This is a genomic window from Burkholderia sp. Ac-20365 (assembly GCF_017104715.1).
Lineage (GTDB): Bacteria > Pseudomonadota > Gammaproteobacteria > Burkholderiales > Burkholderiaceae > Paraburkholderia.
On the sequence record NZ_JAAGPI010000006.1, the window covers coordinates 330,082 to 351,526 of the forward strand.

21 protein-coding genes are annotated in these 21,445 nt (G+C 56.6%); 12 read left to right on the forward strand and 9 right to left on the reverse strand.

What is annotated here, in order from left to right:
* Window positions 1-6 precede the first annotated feature (6 nt).
* From G3O01_RS14345 to G3O01_RS14355, 3 genes are all read left to right on the forward strand, one after another.
* Window positions 7-717, forward strand: coding sequence for an ABC transporter ATP-binding protein (locus G3O01_RS14345; RefSeq protein ID WP_205805669.1), 711 nt, complete (start codon window positions 7-9; stop codon window positions 715-717).
* Between the two features lie 43 nt (window positions 718-760).
* The gene (locus G3O01_RS14350) at window positions 761-1,450 is read left to right on the forward strand and encodes an EthD domain-containing protein (RefSeq protein ID WP_205805670.1); all 690 of its coding nucleotides are present in this window, start codon (window positions 761-763) and stop codon (window positions 1,448-1,450) included.
* Between the two features lie 346 nt (window positions 1,451-1,796).
* The gene (locus G3O01_RS14355; RefSeq protein WP_205805671.1) at window positions 1,797-3,686 is read left to right on the forward strand and encodes a CocE/NonD family hydrolase; all 1,890 of its coding nucleotides are present in this window, start codon (window positions 1,797-1,799) and stop codon (window positions 3,684-3,686) included.
* 82 nt (window positions 3,687-3,768) lie between these two features.
* Here the strand turns inward: G3O01_RS14355 and G3O01_RS14360 are convergent, their stop codons facing one another.
* Complete coding sequence (locus G3O01_RS14360) at window positions 3,769-4,695, reverse strand: LysR family transcriptional regulator (protein WP_205805673.1); 927 nt, start codon at window positions 4,693-4,695, stop codon at window positions 3,769-3,771.
* Window positions 4,696-4,819: 124 nt separating this feature from the next.
* On the opposite strand from G3O01_RS14360, the gene G3O01_RS14365 reads away from it, so the two are divergent.
* Both G3O01_RS14365 and G3O01_RS14370 read left to right on the forward strand, forming a co-directional pair.
* Window positions 4,820-6,010: an MFS transporter gene (locus tag G3O01_RS14365; RefSeq protein ID WP_205805676.1), complete on the forward strand. Its 1,191-nt coding sequence runs from the start codon at window positions 4,820-4,822 to the stop codon at window positions 6,008-6,010.
* The gene (locus G3O01_RS14370; RefSeq protein WP_205805677.1) at window positions 6,003-7,016 is read left to right on the forward strand and encodes an EthD domain-containing protein; all 1,014 of its coding nucleotides are present in this window, start codon (window positions 6,003-6,005) and stop codon (window positions 7,014-7,016) included. The genes G3O01_RS14365 and G3O01_RS14370 overlap by 8 nt, the downstream gene beginning before the upstream one ends.
* A gap of 73 nt (window positions 7,017-7,089) precedes the next feature.
* Here the strand turns inward: G3O01_RS14370 and G3O01_RS14375 are convergent, their stop codons facing one another.
* The 4 genes from G3O01_RS14375 to G3O01_RS14390 form a co-directional block, all read right to left on the reverse strand.
* Window positions 7,090-7,809, reverse strand: a complete 720-nt coding sequence (locus G3O01_RS14375) for a hypothetical protein (RefSeq protein ID WP_205805679.1) — start codon at window positions 7,807-7,809, stop codon at window positions 7,090-7,092.
* Window positions 7,810-7,982: 173 nt separating this feature from the next.
* Window positions 7,983-9,113 carry an alkene reductase gene (locus G3O01_RS14380; RefSeq protein ID WP_205805681.1) on the reverse strand — a complete coding sequence of 377 codons (1,131 nt, stop codon included), beginning with the start codon at window positions 9,111-9,113 and terminating at the stop codon, window positions 7,983-7,985.
* Window positions 9,114-9,195: 82 nt separating this feature from the next.
* Window positions 9,196-9,702: a nuclear transport factor 2 family protein gene (locus tag G3O01_RS14385; protein WP_205805683.1), complete on the reverse strand. Its 507-nt coding sequence runs from the start codon at window positions 9,700-9,702 to the stop codon at window positions 9,196-9,198.
* Between the two features lie 121 nt (window positions 9,703-9,823).
* Complete coding sequence (locus G3O01_RS14390) at window positions 9,824-10,813, reverse strand: LLM class oxidoreductase (protein ID WP_205805684.1); 990 nt, start codon at window positions 10,811-10,813, stop codon at window positions 9,824-9,826.
* 75 nt (window positions 10,814-10,888) lie between these two features.
* Between G3O01_RS14390 and G3O01_RS14395 the strand changes: the two genes are divergently transcribed.
* From G3O01_RS14395 to G3O01_RS14420, 6 genes are all read left to right on the forward strand, one after another.
* The gene (locus G3O01_RS14395; protein WP_241023933.1) at window positions 10,889-11,821 is read left to right on the forward strand and encodes a LysR family transcriptional regulator; all 933 of its coding nucleotides are present in this window, start codon (window positions 10,889-10,891) and stop codon (window positions 11,819-11,821) included.
* Window positions 11,822-12,986: 1,165 nt separating this feature from the next.
* On the forward strand, window positions 12,987-14,786 hold the full coding sequence (locus G3O01_RS14400) for a phospholipase D-like domain-containing protein (protein WP_205805686.1): 1,800 nt from the start codon (window positions 12,987-12,989) through the stop codon (window positions 14,784-14,786).
* Window positions 14,787-15,073: 287 nt separating this feature from the next.
* A complete protein-coding gene (locus G3O01_RS14405; protein WP_205805689.1) occupies window positions 15,074-15,676 on the forward strand; it encodes a hypothetical protein in 603 nt (200 codons plus the stop codon).
* Window positions 15,677-15,739: 63 nt separating this feature from the next.
* Window positions 15,740-16,123 carry a hypothetical protein gene (locus G3O01_RS14410; protein WP_205805691.1) on the forward strand — a complete coding sequence of 128 codons (384 nt, stop codon included), beginning with the start codon at window positions 15,740-15,742 and terminating at the stop codon, window positions 16,121-16,123.
* A gap of 192 nt (window positions 16,124-16,315) precedes the next feature.
* Window positions 16,316-16,618, forward strand: a complete 303-nt coding sequence (locus tag G3O01_RS14415; RefSeq protein WP_241023934.1) for a hypothetical protein — start codon at window positions 16,316-16,318, stop codon at window positions 16,616-16,618.
* A 67-nt stretch (window positions 16,619-16,685) separates the two neighbouring features.
* Entirely contained in the window at window positions 16,686-17,072 is a 387-nt protein-coding gene (locus G3O01_RS14420) for a hypothetical protein (protein WP_205805693.1), read from the forward strand.
* 889 nt (window positions 17,073-17,961) lie between these two features.
* Here the strand turns inward: G3O01_RS14420 and G3O01_RS14425 are convergent.
* The 4 genes from G3O01_RS14425 to G3O01_RS14435 form a co-directional block, all read right to left on the reverse strand.
* Window positions 17,962-18,270 carry a hypothetical protein gene (locus G3O01_RS14425; RefSeq protein ID WP_205805694.1) on the reverse strand — a complete coding sequence of 103 codons (309 nt, stop codon included), beginning with the start codon at window positions 18,268-18,270 and terminating at the stop codon, window positions 17,962-17,964.
* 159 nt (window positions 18,271-18,429) lie between these two features.
* The gene (locus tag G3O01_RS14430) at window positions 18,430-18,876 is read right to left on the reverse strand and encodes a hypothetical protein (RefSeq protein ID WP_205805695.1); all 447 of its coding nucleotides are present in this window, start codon (window positions 18,874-18,876) and stop codon (window positions 18,430-18,432) included.
* A gap of 245 nt (window positions 18,877-19,121) precedes the next feature.
* Entirely contained in the window at window positions 19,122-19,340 is a 219-nt protein-coding gene (locus tag G3O01_RS45310) for a hypothetical protein (RefSeq protein WP_241023964.1), read from the reverse strand.
* Window positions 19,330-19,566, reverse strand: coding sequence for a hypothetical protein (locus tag G3O01_RS14435; RefSeq protein ID WP_205805696.1), 237 nt, complete (start codon window positions 19,564-19,566; stop codon window positions 19,330-19,332). Before G3O01_RS14435 ends, G3O01_RS45310 begins: the two co-directional genes overlap by 11 nt.
* Before the next feature lie 613 nt (window positions 19,567-20,179).
* On the opposite strand from G3O01_RS14435, the gene G3O01_RS14440 reads away from it, so the two are divergent.
* Complete coding sequence (locus G3O01_RS14440) at window positions 20,180-21,142, forward strand: SOS response-associated peptidase family protein (RefSeq protein ID WP_205805697.1); 963 nt, start codon at window positions 20,180-20,182, stop codon at window positions 21,140-21,142.
* Window positions 21,143-21,445 lie beyond the last annotated feature (303 nt).

Below are 21,445 nucleotides of genomic sequence, written 5' to 3' on the forward strand. Positions count from 1 at the left end.
GGAGATATGCTGAAAATCGATTCGGTCAAAGTGTCCTATGGCGCGATTCAAGCCGTGAAAGGGGTCAGCCTTGAAGTGCGTGAAGGGGAGGTTGTGACCATCATCGGCGCGAACGGAGCCGGCAAGAGCAGTCTCCTAAAGAGCATTGCTGGTCTGCAAAGCGTCGCGTCCGGTCGCATCACAGTCGGTGGTCGTGATTGCACTCAATTACCGCCCCACATGCGACTTGGCCTCGGTATCGCATTGTCTCCTGAAGGCCGCGGCGTTTTCCCCGACCAAACCGTGCGCGAAAACCTCCTACTCGGTGCATATTCGCGCAAGCAGTCGGCGGCGGAAACCGAAGCATCGATGGAGCGAGAGTTCGACCGTTTTCCCCGTCTGCGTGAGCGCCAGAACCAGTTCTCCGGGACGCTTTCCGGTGGCGAGCAGCAGATGCTCGCAATCTCTCGCGCGCTGATGAGCAAGCCGCGCATGCTCCTTCTGGACGAACCCTCACTCGGGCTCGCGCCACTGGTCATCCGAGACATCTTCGACGCTATCCGGAGTCTGCGCGAAGAAGGCTTGACGATTCTCTTGGTCGAGCAGATGGCAAAGCAAGCGCTCGGCGTGGCCGACCGGGCATACGTGCTCGAGGTGGGCAACATTACCCTCGAAGGTACTGGTCGTGACTTGCTCAATGACCCGAAGGTGAAGGCAGCTTACCTCGGCGCGCATTAATCGCGCCGACTAATCTACTTGAAGTGATGACATTGGAGGATTGATGAGCACGGTACGCATGGGGCTTATTTCGAAGAAGCCCGAATGGTCACACGACGAGTTTTACAAGTATTGGCTCGGTCATCACGGCCCCCTGGTCAAGAACGCCCCCGGGCTCAGCCAATACAGGCAGAACCACATCGTCGACCGTGTACAGCGCGGTATCGGCTTCGCGCGAGAGCCGTGGGAGTTTGATGGATTCTCGCAACTGTGGATTTCGGACCCGAACAAGCCTTTCGGCGATGGTGAACTGCCGCGGAGGATTCTCGCAGACGAGAATCACTTCCTTGGAAAGCTGCACATCCTCACTGTCAAACAGACAACCGTGGTCGACGTTCCGCAGGACGACGTTCGAGGCAAGGTCAAAAAACGGATGTCGCTGATTCGACGGCGTCCGGAACTGTCCGAACAAGACTTCCTGAACGAGTGGAAGGTGCATGCCGATTGGGTCCGGAAGATGCCGGGCGTTCTGGGCTACCGACAGAATGCTGTCGTTCAACGCGAAGTGCACAAAGGGCAGCCGTGCGCTTACGAGGACCTGCCCATCGACGGTGTCGTTGAATTCTGGTTTGAAAGCACAGACTCGTTGCAGTTCGCGTTTGCCTCGGAAGTGGGCGTCAAGACTATGGCACACGCGGAGACGTTCCTTTCAGGAATTACAGCGTTCCTCGTCGAAGAGCACAGAATTATTTAGGGCATTCGAGCAGCTTCGATTCGGCGCATCGTTGTGATGCTCTCACAATCGGAAATCTGAGTTCAGGCACGGAGGGTGCCTGTTCAACTTTTTCCGGCAGCCAAGGCCATGCATGCAGCACGCGATGTGTTGAGCTGTGGCGTTTCACTTCCCTGCAATAGCACCCCCGTGCGGTAAAAAGTCCGAGATAGGGTATGTCCGCATCCCAATATTCGGTTAGATGAGGCCAAATACATTTGCCAATGTGTAATGTTAATGATTTTTACAGCTTACGCATAGCAAGGTAGGTTAGGTGTACTTAATTAAGACTGACCAACATTCTGGCTCGACATCGGAAGGGGACGAAATGAAACGTTCAACAAGTGCGTGGCTTTTGGCTGCGCTGGTCGCATCATTGGTCGGCGTATCGGTACCGGCCTCCGCTTCAGACACCGCGAGCTCGACGCCCTTTCCTGGAGGAGTGTGGACGCCTGGAAATCCGAGCTACGGGACGGCACTGGATACGAATATTCCGGTCACCATGAGTGATGGGGCGGTCCTCATGGTCGACGTCTCGTATCCAACCGACTTGAAGACCGGGGCTCGCGCCAAAGGTCAGTTTCCGGTTCTGATAACGCAGACGCCCTATCTCGGCACGCCTTCCACCGCTGGAGATTACTTCGTCCAACGCGGATACCTTTTCGTAACTGCGTCGGTCAGAGGCACCAGAAACTCTGGTGGTGATTTTTCGTTCTTCAGTGACCGAGATGCGAAGGACGGTGCCGAGTTGGCTCAATGGGCTGCGACGAAACTGCAAAATTCGGATGGAAAGGTCGGACTGCAGGGTGGTTCATGGGCAGGGCTGAATCAGTTCTACACTGCCGTGGCGGCAGGGCGAAACTCGCCCATCAAGGCGCTCGCCCCTTTTTGCTCGGGAGCAGAGTTCTATCGCGAGACTTACTTTGCGGGCGGCATCCCGACCCAGACGGGACAATTCCCCCTGTTTTTTGGGCCTTCGGTTGGAAACAATCATGGTGCGACGGCGTACGGGCAATCTCTGGCCGATGACATCGACGCGGGAGGACCGCGGGCCTACTATCGCGATTTCTGGAAAATCCGAACGCCAGGAAACTACGTACGTCAGGTAGTCGACCTCGGAATCCCCACATTGATTTGGAGCACGCATCAAGACATCTACGCGGAAAGTTCAATGTCGATGTATGCGTACATGCAGAATGCGAATAGCGGGCAATACATGTACGGCCCCATGCAGCTCAATCAAAAGGCAACGGGCCGGTACCAGGTTATTATCAGCCAAGGGGGACATTGCCAGTTCGAAGAGCAAACAACGGGTCAAAACATCGCCAACAATATAACGTTGGAATGGTTTGACACGTGGCTCAAAGGCAAGAAAACCGGGATGGCCGATACGACACAGCCGATTCACGTGCATGAACTGCTGTCGAATAACTGGATTAGCACGTCGTCATACCCGGTTGCGCCGACATACAAACAGTATTTCCTGACGGCGCAAGGCGCATTGCAGAAGACTCCGCCAGCGAAATGGGCGACGGTCAACCTGTTGTGGGCGCAGCCGGGAACTGGTAGCTCGTTGCAGTTTGATAGTCCTGTGCTCAAAAAGGGAGCGACGCTCGCAGGCCCCATGAGTGCATCGTTCTATGCGTCGTCTACCACGACCAATCTGGAGCTTATCGCGACCGTTGAATTGGTCGCGTCCGACGGCACCGTCACGCCCATTTCTTCGGGTACTGTTCTCGGTAGTCTCGCGACAAATGACCCCAATCGGTCTTGGGTCGACAGGAAGGGTGTACCCGTGAAGCCGTACGGCGAGTATGTCGCCGACCACTACGTTCCTGCAGGACAAATCCGGAAATATGATTTCTTAATATCTCCGAAGTTCGCGCAGATTCCCGCTGGGAGCAAGGTACGACTCATCGTGAGCACCCAGACCCCATCACAGCAGTCGAACGGTGTCGTCTCACCGCCGCCGGCGAATTCTCAGTGCTCTCCGGTTCTTGGTACCGATGCGTGCTTCCCGACTCATCCTCAAGTCGTGTCTTTGACGGGAAGCACGGTGGCTCTTTATTTCGGACCCAACTCTCCGTCTTCGCTGAACTTGCCGTTGCTGAAGGCGAACTGCTTCAAGCCGCAAGGGAATACCAGCCTCCCGTACTGGGACAGCGACGACGACAAGCAGGGCGGTCGAGTTTGTCAGGACCTCGCGGACGACGAATAGGGCGAAAGCTCACCCTGTTGCTGGGTCCCCGTCCGCTGTAGAGGATGCCGAGCTCAAAGTCGATGAGAAAAAAAGTTGGCCGCTACGAGGCGGCCAACTCCCACGGTGCATTTGGCAGGAAGCGAGCAGCAAGCGAGTCGACTACAAGGCGAACTTTTCCGGACAAGTGGGCACTCTTGGGCCAGATGGCATGAATAGGGAATCCTTCCTTCTGAACATCCGGCAATACTTCGATGAGACGCCTTTCCTGTAAAGCGTCTGCGATGAGCCAGTCAGCCAGAAGCGCGACCCCTTCACCTCGCAGAGCTGCATCTAAAATCGCCTCGCTGTGGTTCACTGCAACCCGGCCATTTGCATAGAAAGGAAAGCCGTGGCCATTTGAGTCTATAAAGTTCCACGTTCTTGCCTGGGCACCGCTGCCGAACGTCACGCACTGGTGCCCTTTCAAATCTGAGATTGTCTCCGGGCATCCTTGCTTTTCCAGATAGGAAGGGTGAGCACACAGCACGGCTTTTTGCACACCGAGCGGTTTTGCTATCAGCGTCGCGCTATCGCGTAATGGTCCAATTCGAATCGCAATGTCATATCGCTCTTCGACGAGGTCGGCCGGTCGGTCCGTCAGGGTGACGTCAAGTTCGAGCGCCGGATGCGTAGCGGCAATGTCAAGCAGGGTGGGTAGCACCCAACGACGGCCGAATACGACCGGCAGGTTGATTCTGAGCTTTCCCACTGGTTGCTGGCTGTGGGAACTCAGATAACTCTGCACGGCGTCCAGTTCGCTCAAGGCCTTAGCGCAACCCTCACTGTAAGCCGCACCCTCGTCTGTCAGGCTGAGGCGCCGCGTCGTCCGGTTGAACAGTCGCACGCCAAGCATCTCTTCGAGGCGACTGATGCTCTTGGCGACGCCCGATTTAGTCATGTCTAAACGCTCGGCAGCGACGGTGAAACTTCCCGATTCCACGACCTGCATAAACACGGCGACGCCGCGAAATGGGTCAAAATTTGCCATAGTTTGGGATTGACGATTTTTAGTCAACTTACATTGTATTGGCTGGGTCTTTGTTCGACGCGATTTCGTCAATATCATTAGGGTTATTACCAGTACCCTGGTTAACTCGCTCATGGTTGCCCGAATGCACGCCAAATCATCAATTGCAGCCGTCCCTCGGAATGGGTCGCTGCTTGCGCTCGCAGTATGCTGCGGGCTGGGAGTAGCGAACGTCTACTATCTCCAACCCAGCCTGTCCCAGGTCCAATCCGAATTTGGCGTCTCTGCGTCTCAGGTGGGGCTCGTTCCGACATTGACGCAGGTTGGTTACGCATTGGGCATGCTGCTCCTTGCGCCGCTAGGCGACGTACTCGAGCGGCGACGCCTGATTGTTATCAAGGCGATATTGATGATTGTCGCTTTGCTCGCGGCGTCGATAGCACCCACACTCGGTATGTTGGCGGCTGCTGGCGCGATAATTGGAATCCTGGGTAGCATCGGGCAGGATTTCATTCCACTCGCCGCGCATTTTTCGTCCGACTCGCAGCGAGGAAAAGCGGTCGGCACTGTGACGACGGGGTTGCTGACCGGCATCCTCCTCTCACGTGCCTTGGGAGGGTGGGTTTCTGAATGCCTCAGTTGGCGCGCCATGCAGGAAATTGCCGCGGCGACGATGGTTCTGGTCACACTGGTCACGTGGACACTTCCTCCCATCCCGCCTACGACGAAAGCGCGTTACAGCGCGCTTTTGGGTAGTTTGTGGACCCTGTGGAAGGCGCACCGACCTTTGCGCCTCGTGATAGTCACACAGTCGGTTCTCGCTGCAACACTTGGGGCATTCTGGTCTTCGTTGTCCGTCGTTCTTGCTGCGGCGCCATTCCATCAAGGTTCGGCAGTGGCCGGTGCATTCGGATTCGCCGGCGCAGCAGGGGCATTGGCCGCGCCGCTATTTGGCGGGTTGGCCGACAGGTCGGGTCCTTTGCACGCCGTTCGCATTGGTTGCTGTCTGGTTGTCGTAGCATTCGGAGCGCTCTTGCTGTTCCCGCCGAGCTTGTGGGCTCTGGGCGTCAGCGCACTGATTTTCGACCTGGGCGTGATGGCGGCTCTGGTTTCTCATCAACACCTGATAAACGGACTGGACTCGAGCGCGCGAAGCCGTTTGAATGGAATGCTGATGACGGGCGCGATGTGTGGGATGGCAATCGGCGCGGCGATTGGCAGTGTGGCGCTGCAAACTCATGGGCGCGATGGTTTGTGGGCAGTTGGCGTCATTGCTGGTGCTGTTGCCTTGATTACTTCCTTCTTTCACTCCTTCAAAGGGCGACGCAATGTCTAATTTTGTCGTCGAAAAGCTGTTTCGGGCCCCGCATATAGCGACCCGTAAAGGGACTAGCGAACCCCTGACCGTTCTGTTTTCTTTGCTTTCTCGTGCTGACAACAGCACGCGCGAGGCGCGACGTGTTGCCGATGGGCATTCTCTGAATGTGTTTGGTACGTTGATGGCGGACCCTGCATATGACCCGGCTTCAGTGGGCTTTGAAAGCGACGCCAATGTCAGCTTCGAGCACTGGGGCGAATACTGGAGGAAGGTACACGGTGTTCGGTTCACGCATGTGGAGGAGCCGGACGATGTAAGTCTCGAGCGATTGCTGAGATATGACCAGCTCCATCGCTTCGCGCCCGGGCCGACCAGTACCGATGCGCCACCGTACCGTGCACCTGCAGATGCGAACGGCAAGTTGTGGCCTGGGGTTATCGGACACATTCCACCGTATCATCGCCCGCGTTGGGATGGCGTCGCGTATTTGAACTTTGCAACGCGCGATGATATAGCGGCAGTTTTCGCGAACGAGCGGGTGCGAACCAAGATTCTTCCCGAAGACCAGGCGATGTTCCGAGACATCGCGCCGGTGCTCGCGCGGCAGCAGGTCATTATCCCGAGCGTAACGGGTAACGAGGCGATAACCCTTGTGAAGCTCCACGTGCGCAAGGGCGGGGAAACGCGCCATACGTTCCAGCAGTGGTGGCTCGACGAGCATGCTCAGCACGTCAGCGCTCGGTTGCGCGGAGAAGAGCTGGTCAAGCGATACGTACAGCTCCATAACGTCGGCGGGACCACTGCCGACGAGCCGTTCTATCATCCTCAAGCCGCGCAAATCGATGGTGTGAGCCTCCTCGGCTTCGCTAGTCTCGCGGAACTTGAAGACTTCGTTACCAGCCCGGCAAATGCAAGCATCGTAGAACACGAGTCGCTGAAGATGGACCTCGCGGCGTCAGAGTATTGGACGACTATCGACCTGCTCATCGTCAACCGGATTCAACACGAAATTCGAAGCGAATGACTCGTGCGGAATAGCGCCCAGTGAGCAAGCGATTCACTTGCTCACTGGGCGCTATGCGTTTACCGCTTGCAGCTCAACGGAATCTGACTTCGACCTTGCGCGAGAGCAACCGTCCGTGAGCACCGACCAAAAGTCGACCATCACGCAAGGCTGCGTATTTCCCTTTAAAAGCTGACAGCATCCCGCTGGAGACGGCGCTAACCTCATGCGGCTCGTGAATTGACACGCTTAGGTCGGCGCCCACGCAGCGAGCGGCCGCATCGAGTTGACGCGAAAGCAGTGTGCTCGTGGACTTCGCAGCCAGAAGTGGTGACCGGAACGTCAACGTCTGCGCACGGCAGGTATGTGCCATCCCGACGAGCTCCATCACCTGGGCGCGCAGCTCAGGAACATCGGAAGACTTGAGACTCGTCTTCGGAAAGTGAACGCGCAATTCCCTGCCGTAGCATGACGTGACCAGCATGGCACCGGGCCCGCGACGCAAACGGAAATACATGCTCTGGAGCGGAACAACATTCAGCAGCAGTAGGGCAGTTGCGAGGCCGCTCGTTGTGGTCGCGTCCTGGGCTGGATGCAGATGCGCAAACAAGACGGTTCCAGCGATGCAGGCAATCAGGCAATTCCGTGCGTTGATGCGCGCAAATATGAGAAATGCAAACCGCTGGAACCGTGAAGACATCCAATAGTCCAGGATGGCGCCGACCAAGTCATTTCCGAGCGACAAAACACCGGATACGGCCCGGCCGCACCAGAAGCCGCTCAGAGGGATGAGACTGGAAACACTTTTTTTCACCGTATGTCCTCAATGGATATAAATGACAAACGGTGTAGACCGTCCAGCATTCCGCTGGCGGGCGAGCGCCGTCCTGTTCGTAATATCGGACGACATCTGGCTGCGCTTTAGCCGGCGGGAGGAGGCGGCGCCGCGAGTGCCGTCCACGGTGCGGTTCGGACAGCGGTGATTTATTACTGGGTCGAATACGGTGCGTAGTCGACGTAACCTTTTGCGCCGCCTCCATAGAAGGTGTTAGGGTCCGCAGGCGTAAGCGGCCAGCTATTTTTCAGGCGAGCAACAAGGTCGGGGTTGCTGATGAAGGCTGCCCCGAAAGCCACGAGGTCGATGATTTTGTCAGCAATCATTTGCTCGGCGCGTTCGCGGGTCATACCGCCTGCCAGGATGAGTGCCGTATGCGGCAGAAAGCTCTTCAATGTTCGCAGCAATCCGTAAAACCCAGATTCAGCCACTGGCTCCAGAGCACTGTCGAGACGTGTGTATCCAGACTGATTCATGATGTGCACGTAGGCGAGTTCGCGCTGACCGATTTCGCGGCAAAGCTCGGTGTACGTCTCATCAATCTCGGGGTAGAACGGCATGTCGAAGAGCTTGCCGTAGGGCGATATGCGAATCCCGACCCTTTCCTTGCCGACACGTGCCGTAACGGCGTCGATGACTTCGAGGGTAAAGCGCAAGCGGTTCGCGAGGGTATCAGCTGAATAGCAATCTGTACGGTCGTTGACCAGCGGATTCATGAACTGCTCGAAAAGATAGCCGTTCGCACCGTGGATTTCGACGCCGTCGAATCCGGCCTGGATAGCATTTTGGGCAGCTTGAGCGAAGTCTTCAACGACCCGGGCGACTTCGTCTGTCGACAGCGGTCTAGGTGCGGGCGTATCAATGGGGCTCGGCTTTCCATTCTCGTCATAGCCGAATGCCTTTGCGTTCATCGCTTGTTTTGAGGTCGCACTCACGGGCAGCTTCCCATCGTCCTGGATAGAGGGGTGAGAGACTCTGCCGACATGCCAGAGCTGGGCGAAAATCCGGCCACCAACGGCGTGAACGGAGTCGGTTGCGAGTCGCCAGCCGGCGATTTGCTCTGCAGTGAAAATGCCGGGATTAAACAGATACCCACGACCTTCGCGCGAAATCGACGTGCCCTCGCTGACTATCAAACCTGCAGTTGCGCGTTGTGCGTAGTACAGGGCAGTACGCTCGTCTGCAACGTCGCGCGAAGCACGAGCGCGCGTTAACGGAGCCATGACAATCCGGTTTTTGAGAACCATGCCGGCGAGATTGAATGAGTCGAATAGATTATTCATGATTTGGGTTTGATGCGACTATAAAATTGCGCGATGCAATCTGGCTACGAAGGCAACTACCAGAGTTCGCCGAAGATGGCTGTTACCAGGATTCCTTCACTAGTTGAGACGCAACCCAACCCTGTGTCCATGGTGCAGATTGCTCGATGACTCCGGAGACCTCTTCAATCAGCCACTTACCGTCGATTTTGATGAACTTGTCACTGTATTTTCCAGAGAGCACCACTGCCTCTTCTTTCGGGGAGTTTGGCGATGCCTTCATAGTTAGCAGACATAGCAGGTAGAAGCTTGCGTTGGCACGGTAACCATCAGCGCTAACATCGACGATGGCGGAGAGGATGTTGTGTTGCGCCCAACTGATGCTCTGACGAAGATTGCAGCAGTGGTGCTTGATGCCGTCGCGACCTTTAGCTTCGCCGCCCACGCCCTTTATGGTCCAAATGCCATCCTCAACAAAAAGGGAAGCGAGCCCGTCACCATCGAAATGATTGTCGAGTTTGCGCGCATACTCAGCCTTTAGTCGCGTGATGGATTCAATATCTTCAAGTCTGGTGATTCGCTGTTCTACGGTTGGTTTGTGGTTGCTCATTGTGCTTCACAGATGCGATTGGGTAGCTCACGTCAGTATCGGGTCCTCTACTGCGATGGCGCAGTAGGGAACCTTCGGTGATTGCAGGCACACACTCGGTGCTAGCTGAACTGCTTTGTGTTCAGTTGGACGGGAAGTGCGGGAGAACCTCCGATGCCAGTTCGTCCATGATTTCCCAGTAGGGGCGCCGGCTGACTTTTGGATTGAGCGCGATGTGATTCACGCCCGCAGCCTGTGCCTTATGAAGAAAATCGGCGAGGCTCTTGCTTCCAGACCGAATGCCGCCGCGAGTGCGGATAAACGGTTCATTTCGGTTGTCGACGAGGTCAAGGAAGCCGCCGATGCCAAGGGGTTTGAACCGTTCGGGGCCGCACGACGCGCTGACTTGGTAGTGCCATCGCTTCGCGAATGGCTGCAGTTGTTGCGGGACTGGCGCGGAGCCGATGAAGCCGTCCATATTCTTCGCGATGTACGCAAGGCTCTGCTGGGCTTGGCCGACTGCGATGGTCGGGAGGGCGCCGAACGGTGGCTTCGGAATGAGTTCATGGGTACCCATTGAATTGCCGAAGCGCGGCGACGAGAAACTGGGGAAGTCCTCTTCGAGGACAGTCTTCAATACTTGATATGCATCCCTGAATCGGTCGCCACGTGTTTCGAAGTCAATGCCGAAGAGCGGGTATTCCGCAGGCCGGTCACCAGACGATAGGCCGAGCACCACACGGCCGCCAGAGAGTTGGTCAATTGACGCGATTTGCTTCGCGAGAAGCAAGGGCTCCCGCATAGGCAAAACGATGCCGGCCGTTCCCAGCGCGATGTGCCGCGTGAAGGCAGCGAGATACGCCATATACGGGATGGGGTCGAATACCTGTCCGACATCGCCATAAAGCGGGTCATAGAAAGGGACATCGCGCATCCAGAGAGCTGCGAAGCCCAGTTCATCAGCCTTCTGCGCCATGGCGACGTGGTCTCGCATCGTCGGTGCGGGACTATCGGGATGGGTTTCCAACGGCAAAATCAAGCCGACGGTGAGCTTTTCCGGGGAGAAGAGGCGAGCGTAGGCTGGCTGCTCGGTGAGCGCGGCGGTGAGGTCGTGTTCGGCGATGGAATTCATGTGATTCTCCAGTTGCTTAATTTTAATTTTGTTCGCTAGAGCCATTAACCACCTAGAATTCCATTGACTTCATCCTTGAATTCTAAAATCGTGCTCAAAGACAGGTTTTCCGGCTTAAACGAGTTCGTCCTTTCCGCCCAGGAGGGAAGCTTTACGGCAGCAGGTACCGCACTGGGCCTAACCAGTAGCGCGGTAGGCAAAGCCGTTACCCGACTCGAGAAGCGTCTCGGCACCAAGCTGGTCCACCGCACGACTCGGCGGCTGACGCTGACCAGCGAGGGCGAGGCTTATCTCGCAAGTTGCCTTCGCGTGCTCAATGAACTAGAGGAAACCGAGGGGTTTCTGACGACCGGCCGCCAGGAACCGGTAGGGAAGGTGAGGGTGGAATTGCCTGCGACCTTCGGCCGTCGGCATGTGCTGCCAGCGTTGCTGGAACTTTCGTGCCGTCATCCTCGACTCGACCTCTCAGCGAATTTCAGTGAACGGCTGGCGGACCTGATTGCCGACGGAGTCGACGTTGCAGTTCGGATTGGGACGCTCAAGGACGACCTGGATATTGCTGCGCGCAGGCTTGGTGAGCAGCGCCTGGTAATCTGTGCTTCACCCACGTATCTGAGTCGTCATGGAGTACCGGAGACGAGAGACGACCTACATACCCACGACTGCATAGTAGGGCTGCGTAGAGGCCAGCCGGCAGGCTGGCTATTGAAGAATTCGCAGGGCGACTTTGAGCCGGTCACTGTAAAAGTCAGGCACGAGTTAGGTGATGGTGAGGCAATGCTCAATACGGCCCTTGCGGGATGCGGTCTCGCTCAACTGCCTACCTGGTTGGTCGGCGAACACGTTCGCAGTGGTGCGCTCGTTCAGGTGCTTGAAGCGTGGACTGGCGGCGGAATGCCGATACACGCAATCTGGCCGAGAACCAAATATATTCAACCCAGAGTACGGGTCGTTATCGACGAACTCATACGTTTGTCGCGCGAGCCGGGTTCGGGGTTTAATCCGTAGAGCGCTTGATGGTGTATTCCGAGTTACCGTCTAGCTGTGTTTACCCGAGTGTCCAATCACCAATACTCTCTAGCCTACATACTTCGCTTTTCATGAATGCCCCTTGGTGAAGTTGAGCCCCGCCTTATCCAGAGCGAGGCCTTCAGACACGTTCCAAAGCATCGTGAGATGCCCCTCGGAGCCAGCGTCGCCCGTCAGCCGTTCGCCTCAGGGCGCTAACTTCGCCACCCTGTCCGGTATCTCAAGGCTATCCCACAGTACCGGCTATCCCGTGACCGCTGCCGTTGATGTCCGACCAGTCACGCGGCTGCACCGCGGAATGGGCAGCAGTATGTATACCGCGCAACAGGGGTGATGATTTCGCATCGGAAGGACGCGCTCGGAAAACTGGCCGTGAGCGTGGGAGTTTTGCCAGCAAAAAAATTTCAGAAGGGTTGGCTGTGCGGGTGTGCGACCCTCAACGAACAGTTCGTCAACGACTTCCGCGAGGCGCAGCATTGCCACGCCTACCGCCTGACGAATTTCCAGTCGTACTCGGCCAGTTGCCACCGGAAGAGCCACTGCCAGACCGGCCGTCGCTTCCTGTTGATTTGGCCCCGCTGGACGAGCCCTTCGATGCACCGCCCGCGCTGCCGCGTGTGCCACCTTGGCTGCCGCTTGCTCCTTTGCTCATCGCTGCCTCCGTTGAAAACACTGAGGTGAGGCGCTACTCGCCGTGCCTGATGAATAAAGTCGCGCATGGCAACTGCGACCATCGCATAAAGATACTCCTGCTTGTACCCGTCAGCATGCTCTACATCGGCTGCCTGAACTGAGTTGCGAATATCGAAGGCTTTGGCTTCGTGGGCGTCGAGACATCATCTTCAACGCCGCTCCCGCTTAAGCCTTCGAAGAGTACCGGATTCCGGGGCGCATTCTGGCTGGCAACGAGGAACTGCAGGCAACCCTACCTGACTGAGCGGTCGCTATCGGAGTGCCGCGACGCCTCAGTAAAGAGGTAGTTTGCGACATTGAGCCCAGAAGCTTCGATGATTGGCGGCAGCGGCCCATCAGTACCCTTAGGCTGTCACCGTCCCGCCTCAAAACTGACGTCTTCGCCGCCTACGCTCTCAGGGTTGACCGCCAGTGGTCAACCCGCATCGCGCGCATTCACATGGAGAGAGACATGGCGACGAAATGCATTGCGTTTTCAAATAATGATGTGATTATGGTGGCTTGGACCTTCGCGCAGAAGCTTGAAGGTTGCGTTGGCTGCGACGTCCGCCGCATTCCGGCCAGTTCGGCTGACATCAAAAGCGGGGAGCCTCAGGGCCAGTCGCTCCCCGCCATGGCGGGATTTGCCGGCGACCCGAACGCCGGAAAGAGTGGGCGGACCACCGCCCAGGCACCAATCCAGAAGCTCTTCTGGAAGGACCTGGCTGCAACGGACCTCACGTCGCCCGGTCCATACATCTATCAGGTCATTCCGCTCAAGGGCACCTTTGATGGCAAGGGCGTTCCCACGCTCACTCCGTATCCAGATGTGCATCCGCTCTTCTCCAATCCCGTGACGCTCACAGCGGACCATGGCGACGCCGAGGACGCGTCCTCTTTGCAGGCTTACTTCAATCGTGGGATTCTGGCGACCCAGGCGTTGACCCACGAGGTGCCCATCAGCAAGAAGACGGGTGCGCCCGATGCGGGTGCGCTGCTGAAAAAGATTGCCGACCCACAGGACCCGTTGCGTAAGTCCCTGTCGAGTGACCTCACGACAGCATTGCCGCAGTTACTTAACGAGGCGAAGGAGAAGGGCGGAGACTGCTATGCGGCCCTTTACGAATTGCATGACAAGGAACTGGAGTCGTACCTCACGGGAAATAAACGCATGCACCTGATTCTGTCGAATACGTTCGACAGCAAGAGTGGCGACCCTGACAAAGAGAACAAGCCGGCCCGGGATGCGCTCCACCATTCTGGTGCGGACGTTCTTGACCGCATGCTGCCTGATGGCAGTCATATCGGACACAACAAGTTCGTCCTCTATCTGAACAGCAAAGGTGCGCCAACGGCAGTGCTGACGGGCTCCACGAATTGGACGTCCACAGGTCTGTGCGCCCAGACGAACAACAGCCTAATTGTTCGCTCGCCTAGCGTCGCGCAGGCTTACTCGGACTACTGGGACAGGCTCAAGCAGGACACGGATGACGCAAAGGGAGATGCTCACGCGTTGCAGGGGAAGACGTTCCGCACCGCCAACCAGACGCCTGTCAAAGTCAATGTACCAGGAGCATCCGAAGCGACCGTCTGGTTTTCTCCCAACACTCCACAAAAGAACAAGCCCAAGAACCCTGAAGCGCCTGTCGACATGGCCGACATCGAGGAGCTTATCAAGTCCGCGAAGCAGGCCGTCCTGTTCCTGTGCTTCGACCCAGGCAATCCGAGCGTGGTAGACGCCGCGGCCGCGGCCCTGAACGCAAACCCCAAGCTGTTCATCCGCGGTGCGCTGACCAACGCCGACCGTGCAGGGAATTTTGTTATTGACCTACACGATAACGGGCGGAAACCGGATGACCCAGCACAGGTCATCCCTGCAAAAGCCATCGACGATACCTTCGGCATGTGGGAAAAGGAACTGCTCAACGCAGGCCACGCAGTCATTCACGACAAGATTGTCGTCATCGACCCGTTTGACGCAAAAAACTGCATCGTTGTGGTTGGCAGCCACAATCTCGGGTACAAGGCGTCTTACACGAACGACGAAAATCTGCTTGTCATCCGCGGCAACGAAAGCCTTGCCCGCGCGTACACGGTTCATGTACTTGACGTGTATGACCACTATCGCTGGCGCTACCTGCTGGCCGAGTATGGAACGAAGGACAGCTGGCAGGGGCTCCAGCCGAATGACAGATGGCAGGACCAGTATTTCCCGGCTGGAAAGGGAAAACCGAACGCCGAGCTGGACTTTTGGCTTTCCGCCACGCCGTAGTTAGGTAAGTCGGGCAGGTGGATTCAATGTCGAAGAAGGGAGCCAGGCCCCGTCCGGCTCCCGGCAGCCTTTCTAGCGAGGGGCTCTGTCTTTGCACCTCCTGCTATCGCGCCGCTTTTCAATTTGTGCGATGGTGCGCCGTTTCCTCAAGTAGACCTGCTGGTGCTCCAGGTTATCGGTGGCCCGAAGCCAACCGATAGCGTTCACGAGCGCCGTACCGGCGTTGCCTGGCCAGGCCGCCTTGCTACTGCGGCACCTTTAAGCTGTCGTGCTGTTCGGAGGTTGCCATGCTTCTACGCTTTGCTATTTCCGCATCTGCTCTAGTCCTCGTCCCCTTGCTCCAGGCTTGCGCGCCAGGCGTGAATGCGCCACCTGCCACGCCGACCGTCGGATGGCAGATACGGGACGAGACGGCCAACACTCAGCTCGCTCTAACCACGGTCGCGCCGGGTCAGTACCAGGCAGACGTCGTCGGTGGCCATACCTTCTCGGTGTATTTCAACGCGAACAGTCCTGGCGGGGTTGGCAGCGTGTCGACCAGCGGCAATCTTGACGCTGTTCAATGCGGCACTATCACCTACATCGTAGGCGGGAAACCCCCCAGGGCGGTCCGCGTGCTCCACAACGATGGCCCCAAGCAGACGCGCGCCATCGACAACTTCTCATACACCGACAACGCTAACAGCGTGAAGACAACGGGCTTCGAGATATATGCATTCAATGCTTCATTGTCGACGCCTGGCTATGACCTGCAGCTGTGTCCGACAAACATCGGGACGCTGGGCGGGTACATCGTTCTGAACGGGACCGCAACGGCTTGGGGCGACGCCACAAAATCTGCAAGTACGACGCTCACAATCACGCTTCAACCTCACGTTGAAGGCCCATAAGCGGAGGTACACATCGTGGGAACGTGGCTAGATGATTACTTCGAGAATCCGAGGCCAGTGGGCATGCGACTGGGCGCACTCACACCGACGTTCGGGCATGAACTGGACGAACCGCAGTTCATCTTTTATCTGCAGGCGAACATGAACTATCACGGTAGGCAGTCGCGTCCAGGACCACCGTGGATACTGCTGGCGCCACGCTATACGACTCAAGGCATTCAGGTGGAAAAGAAGATTGACCTTGTGAACGGCGGATTCGAATTGTCGAACCTCATTGAGCGTGTCGACATTGTCCGGAACTTCGGTGGTGGCTATCTCGTAAAGGTGGGCATCCAGGGCAGCCCACGGGTCTTTGTGCCGAACCTGGCGACCGACATGCGACTATCTGGACTCGACGAAGGGGCGTGGCACTACGACATTGTCATCAGTGAACCGCCGTTCGCATAGCTCCAGTGGACGATGCAGCCAAAATTCCTCGTTGCATTCGCACAAGTCCAATCACCTGTGTTTGAATACCTCGTCTGGTCCGCGATGCAGCTTTCAGTAAGGTCCAGGACGGCCGCTCGGTGGAGTACCATGACTGCATGGTGATTCAAACGTCGAGGTCATGCAATGGAGTCAAGGGCTGGACATCGCGTATTGCCGGGCGAAGAGGCACTCGCGACGTTGTCGGAATATCTGGAGCGCGCGTTAAACCAGGGACGCCATCTGATTATGGTCCGAAGCGAAGGCGGAACGAGTGTTCTGTATCTGGGCGAAGTCGGCTCGTCAGATGGGGAGCCGGCGAAATGCGGCGTGATTCAAAACGAGCTCGCGGATGCAATACTTGAAGCTACGAGGTCTGGCTTCAATGACACGACCATAAACGATGTGCGTTACCGATTCATCAGGACGTTCACCGAGCTCAGTGGCCGTGGAGCGGTCGTGTTTGCCGCCGCCTAAACGGTCCAGCGACTTTGACGGTATCCGAGGTCCGCTGGAAGGTCTACTCTTAATACGACGCGATGCGATGAACGAGCAGAATTCTGTTTCGCAGGAGCGATGGATTCGCCTGTCGGCCGACAATTCATCAACTGGCATCTGGTTGCGTGACGGAGCTATGGCAGAACCCGAAGAGCTGCCTGTTTCTTCTCAGCTGCATTCCCGCATTGACACGCGGTGCTGGTGGTATGAGCAGAGCAAGGACTATCTTCCGCCTGAGGAGCGTCCGGCTTTCTTCGACTGGGACGCTTTCTCACAGGAGGGGCTGTCCATCGCGTGCGCAATCAAGATGGAACTGCCTGATTGGACTGTTGTGTACTTCGACATGGGAGCCTATCTGAGGTCGGTCAAGAACGAGGATTCCTCGCGGGAAACATACGAATACGAGGTCGAGCAGGCGTATCGAGTAGACTAAACGCACGCGGAAAAGTACCCAAAGAACGTTGGTGTCATGGTTGCAATCCCATAAGATGCGAGGGACCGAACTGTGCCAAGGTGTAAACATCGTTCTGCATCATTCTCTGCTCGGCGCCACCGATTGCAATCAACAGGAACCCAGGATGAGCGAGCGACTTCGATTCACTCCCCCGGTCTTTACTTCCTCCGAGTGTATCCAGTTCTCAGTTTTCGACGTTGACTGGGGCTATCGCACCTATGTGCTCTCAGCGGACACTGTCCGACGACAACTAGGCGCACGTGACGAAAGCCGTGAACAGCTACTGTTAGCATTCAATTTGAACCAGCCTCGCATAGCACGGGCAATCGAGAATTTGCTCCCCAGCGAAAGCGGTCGCCCACGGCTTATCGGGCCGAAAGACCTGTAATCATCTCGTGGAAGGGATGTGTAGAGTACGGCGTCTGTTGAATGCCTGGATGGCCTGCCGTGGGTTGTGAGTTCGATGTCAGGCAAGACCTGGCCGCTGTTTGCTGCTGATGGATTTGCGCTTCATCGACCCAGCCTTCCGACAAAGTTGTAGCAGCATGCAGCGTGCAACCATGTCGGGGCGGTCCATGCCGAATTGCGCCGACCGGATTTCCAGTCCGAAGTACACGATGACTGTACCGTCAATCACCCGGTACGAACCGGTTTGCGAGACACCATCGAGGGTAACCGTGAGAGGTCGCCTCTCGTCAAATTGCGCAAAAGCCACTTTCAGATAATCGATTTCAAAACCAGAATCTAAATGTCCGATTATCAACAGTCAATGAAATATACCGTTTGATGCAATTCGACCTGCATTCACGGCTTCCCTGCGGGGATACATCCCAGATACTTCAGCGCATCAGGGATGCAGTCCGACCTTTCAGCGTTTGCCCTTGAGCCTGAACGGGGCCAGCAGCGAATCCATGTCAATTTGTTGGCCCTGGAGCAGGAGCACCCGCGCATGCAGGACAGTATTTTCAAGCACGAGCTTGGCCGTACTCAACAGGTACATCGCGTGGACATCTGAGGCGGCAAGTCCAGCTTCGACTGCCAGATGGCGCTCGACGAGCGAGTTGATGATGAGCCGCCGGAGTTCCTGCTCGCCAAACGGCAGGTCGGCATAGTCAATAGGGTCCTCGGCTTCGACTTCCTGCAGCATCTCGACAAGCGTTTCCGTGCTCACCTGCATGTGTCCCTCTCCTTATCAAAGGTCCGGGTAGCGTGGTCACAATACGAAGTCTGGCACGGCCAGATTACCTACTCCATTTGTCAGAGTCCAGTGCTGGCGCCAGGATGCGTCTGTTCGCGTTGCATACATCCTACGGTGCAGCTACGGAGAAGCGGACATCTAGTCCCGGTCAAGTTCCGCAACCCGCTTCAGGCACTCGCGAAAATGGATGGGATTGTCCGTCCGCAGACGCTTTAGGTCGGCAAGAACAACCTCGAACCGGCTGTATGCCGACTTGCGCTTAATCGCGTCGATGTGTGCCTTGAGCTCAAGGAACTCTTCGATAGCATCGTCGTGCTTCACCCCCGTTTCGCGAATCAGCGAAGTGAGCGCATCTGAAAGCCGTCCGAGCTGTTTGCCGTAGCTTTCGTGCTTGACAATCGCACGCTCCATGGCTGGATTTGTCGAGTTGTCTTCGTTTACGACCATTGCGGCGAACGTCCAGGGCAGAATCGATTGTTGCAAATGTCGAGGTGCGCCATAAAACGCTTCGGCGCACCGATTCTGAAAATCGATATATGCCGACCACGGCCACGACGCTTTGGGATTTGATGAGGCTGATGGCATACGAATTTCTCCAGACCTGCACGAGCAGGAGGATGACGACTGAACAGCTTGACGTGGATTCCGGCAGGGTGGCAACGGCCGCAAAAGAAAACCCGCCTTTCCGGCGGGCAAACCGTGTGAAGACACGGAGGAGACCTGTCGTCACTGTACTCGCAGGTCAAAAATCGTGCAGTCTTGAGTCACGCCGTACGACGCGTGGAGAGAAATCACGGCGCGGGTCCGGGAGATGCCCGGTTCGAGGGGTGTCAGACATGGTTATCTAGCCATGCGCGGCACCACGCCAACCCAGACGACTCTGCCTGTTCTTCGGAGTCGAAAACGCCCACATTCCCAGACACTTCCACAACACTCGTCTCATGAGTGACTGTTCCGCTCGAGGCGAAGCGAGCCGGCTGCAAGATGTCCTCCTGTTGCAGGATGGCATGGCCCCACAGCGTGTATCCGCGATACCTCTCAGTTTGCATCAGTTGGCCTTTGCGCATGATGCCTGAGCCGTTGGGTGTCGACACCAGCCAGCTTCAATGTAGCGTCAATCATCTGCAACTCCTGGCCGAAATCGAGCGCCCATTCCTCGCCATCGCACCGTACGGTCATGCCGTTGTGCAACGAAATGAGATAGCGCGCTTTGTACAAGGCGTCAACGAGCTTTGATTCTCGCTCGGCTTCTCGGACCCACGCGTTCGCATCCACTATGAATCTCCTTGAGTGAAGCAAGTCAGGGATACCGTTTCATGGCGTCAGCCGGTGCTGGCGGAGACTCAGACGAGAGTCCACCCTGACGAGAGCGCTCATCGCTGAAGAGTATGCGCAGACGCTCGAGCGCGACCAAATTTGACCGCGTCTCGTCGCGCCATACCCGCTGAACTGCTCCGCAGAGCCCGTCCATTTCGGCAATGAGCTTTCGCATCCGCACCACGTCGGTTATCAGGCGCCGGATGGTCTCGTCGTACTCGGTCCCGGACCCGTGCTGTCGCCAGAGGCGGCGAAGTTCGGGCAGCGATGGCGAGGGCAACTGCGGCAGAATACGACGGGTCACCACCGAACACCCAAAATACTGTATGGATATACAGTATAGCCTGGTTTGGGTGAAAGTTTGGCGACATCGATTTTTGAGGTATCGGGGCCGCCGATGACATGGTCAAATGGGTCATGAGCGGTCGAAGAGGCGCGCTCAGTGGACTCAGTGAGCATCGGCTGCTATGAAACACGTTGCCATTTCGATGTCGGATGGCAGCCGGAGTCGCCTCGACACCAAGACATCAGCGGCAGGCTCACATATTCACCAAGCATCAGGGGAGGCCACGTGTGCTATTCGGCCCAGATAGAAGCGGACTACAAGAAGTACGTCAAAATGTTTGGCGCGCATATGGACATTGGGGAGTTCGCTCGTCTGTACTTCGAGCGTGCGGAGGGCAGGTTGAAAGCTCGGTTTCCCAAGGCAATGGACGACGCTTTCGCAAATCCGCAGAGCGATGATGAAGCTGAAATCAAACAGCTAATCGGCCAGTACAACACAGTGCAGTCGAAGGGGCTCGAGGAAGAACTGTTTAAACAACGAGCGCGCTTGGTTGCAGCGGAGAAGACGTTGCAGACAAAAACAACGAAATCCGCGTCTGAAAGCAAACGTATCGCTGCCAACAAGATTCAGGATGTGCTGGGCAGGATTGACGACATCAGACGCACCGAACTGCTTGCTCGCGATTCAAGGATTTTCCCCGGGAACTACGCGCCGGTGCTCATCCAAGAGAACGGTCAACTTGTTGTTCGACCGATGCGCTATCAGTGTCGAATAGCAGGAAAGCCAGCGAGCTATGACTTCAAGTATCCGGGAACATATAACGCCCGCTTGGACAGTCTGGGCGGTTTCTGGAAGCCGCTGTTCGGCTATTCGCACGGCCTGCTCATCGTCGACTCGTTTTATGAAAACGTGAAGAAGTCGAAAATGGAAGGGCGCGTGTTGGCTGAGGGAGAAGGAGATGAGAACGTCATCCTGCAGTTTACTCCCCGCGACGGAAGCAGAATGCTTGTCGCGTGCGTATGGTCAAAATGGACGGCGCTTGGGGAGCCCGACCTATATTCCTTCGCGGCTATCACGGACGAGCCTCCACCGGAGGTTGCTGCAGCGGGGCATGACCGTTGCATTGTCTATATAAAGCCCGAAAACGTAGCTGCATGGCTCAATCCGAATCCTGAAGACCTCGCGGCACAGTACGCGATACTCGACGACAAAGTGCGCCCCTACTACGAGCACATATTGGCTGCTTAAGTTGATGAGCCACGCCCATAATTTCTGCGACTGTCGCGTTCGACCCAGCTGAAAAGACCGCGATTAGATGAAAGCAGGGTAGAAGTAAGACTAACAAGAATAATCGAGAGCATAAGATGTCAACGATATTGAAGAGGGTATGGTGCACGACATCCAGCATGTATCGGAGTGTCGCGGTCAAAAGCAGTCAAGGGTGGCACAAACTGATTGACCCAATATCCGCCTGGTTTGGGGCCGTCAGACGCGCCTCTAGCGTTCCATGGTCCATCGGTAGCGTTGTCCGGAAAGACGTCGCGGACTGGA

Bases quoted from the DNA above. Each gene is read 5' to 3' on its own strand.
- G3O01_RS14345 (WP_205805669.1), top strand. From the start codon at position 7: ATGCTGAAAATCGATTCGGTCAAAGTGTCCTATGGCGCGATTCAAGCC.
- G3O01_RS14350 (WP_205805670.1), top strand. From the start codon at position 761: ATGAGCACGGTACGCATGGGGCTTATTTCGAAGAAGCCCGAATGGTCA.
- G3O01_RS14355 (WP_205805671.1), top strand. From the start codon at position 1,797: ATGAAACGTTCAACAAGTGCGTGGCTTTTGGCTGCGCTGGTCGCATCA.
- G3O01_RS14360 (WP_205805673.1), bottom strand. From the start codon at position 4,695: ATGGCAAATTTTGACCCATTTCGCGGCGTCGCCGTGTTTATGCAGGTC.
- G3O01_RS14365 (WP_205805676.1), top strand. From the start codon at position 4,820: ATGCACGCCAAATCATCAATTGCAGCCGTCCCTCGGAATGGGTCGCTG.
- G3O01_RS14370 (WP_205805677.1), top strand. From the start codon at position 6,003: ATGTCTAATTTTGTCGTCGAAAAGCTGTTTCGGGCCCCGCATATAGCG.
- G3O01_RS14380 (WP_205805681.1), bottom strand. From the start codon at position 9,113: ATGAATAATCTATTCGACTCATTCAATCTCGCCGGCATGGTTCTCAAA.
- G3O01_RS14385 (WP_205805683.1), bottom strand. From the start codon at position 9,702: ATGAGCAACCACAAACCAACCGTAGAACAGCGAATCACCAGACTTGAA.
- G3O01_RS14390 (WP_205805684.1), bottom strand. From the start codon at position 10,813: ATGAATTCCATCGCCGAACACGACCTCACCGCCGCGCTCACCGAGCAG.
- G3O01_RS14400 (WP_205805686.1), top strand. From the start codon at position 12,987: ATGGCGACGAAATGCATTGCGTTTTCAAATAATGATGTGATTATGGTG.
- G3O01_RS14405 (WP_205805689.1), top strand. From the start codon at position 15,074: ATGCTTCTACGCTTTGCTATTTCCGCATCTGCTCTAGTCCTCGTCCCC.
- G3O01_RS14410 (WP_205805691.1), top strand. From the start codon at position 15,740: ATGCGACTGGGCGCACTCACACCGACGTTCGGGCATGAACTGGACGAA.
- G3O01_RS14420 (WP_205805693.1), top strand. From the start codon at position 16,686: ATGAACGAGCAGAATTCTGTTTCGCAGGAGCGATGGATTCGCCTGTCG.
- G3O01_RS14425 (WP_205805694.1), bottom strand. From the start codon at position 18,270: ATGCAGGTGAGCACGGAAACGCTTGTCGAGATGCTGCAGGAAGTCGAA.
- G3O01_RS14430 (WP_205805695.1), bottom strand. From the start codon at position 18,876: ATGCCATCAGCCTCATCAAATCCCAAAGCGTCGTGGCCGTGGTCGGCA.
- G3O01_RS45310 (WP_241023964.1), bottom strand. From the start codon at position 19,340: ATGCAAACTGAGAGGTATCGCGGATACACGCTGTGGGGCCATGCCATC.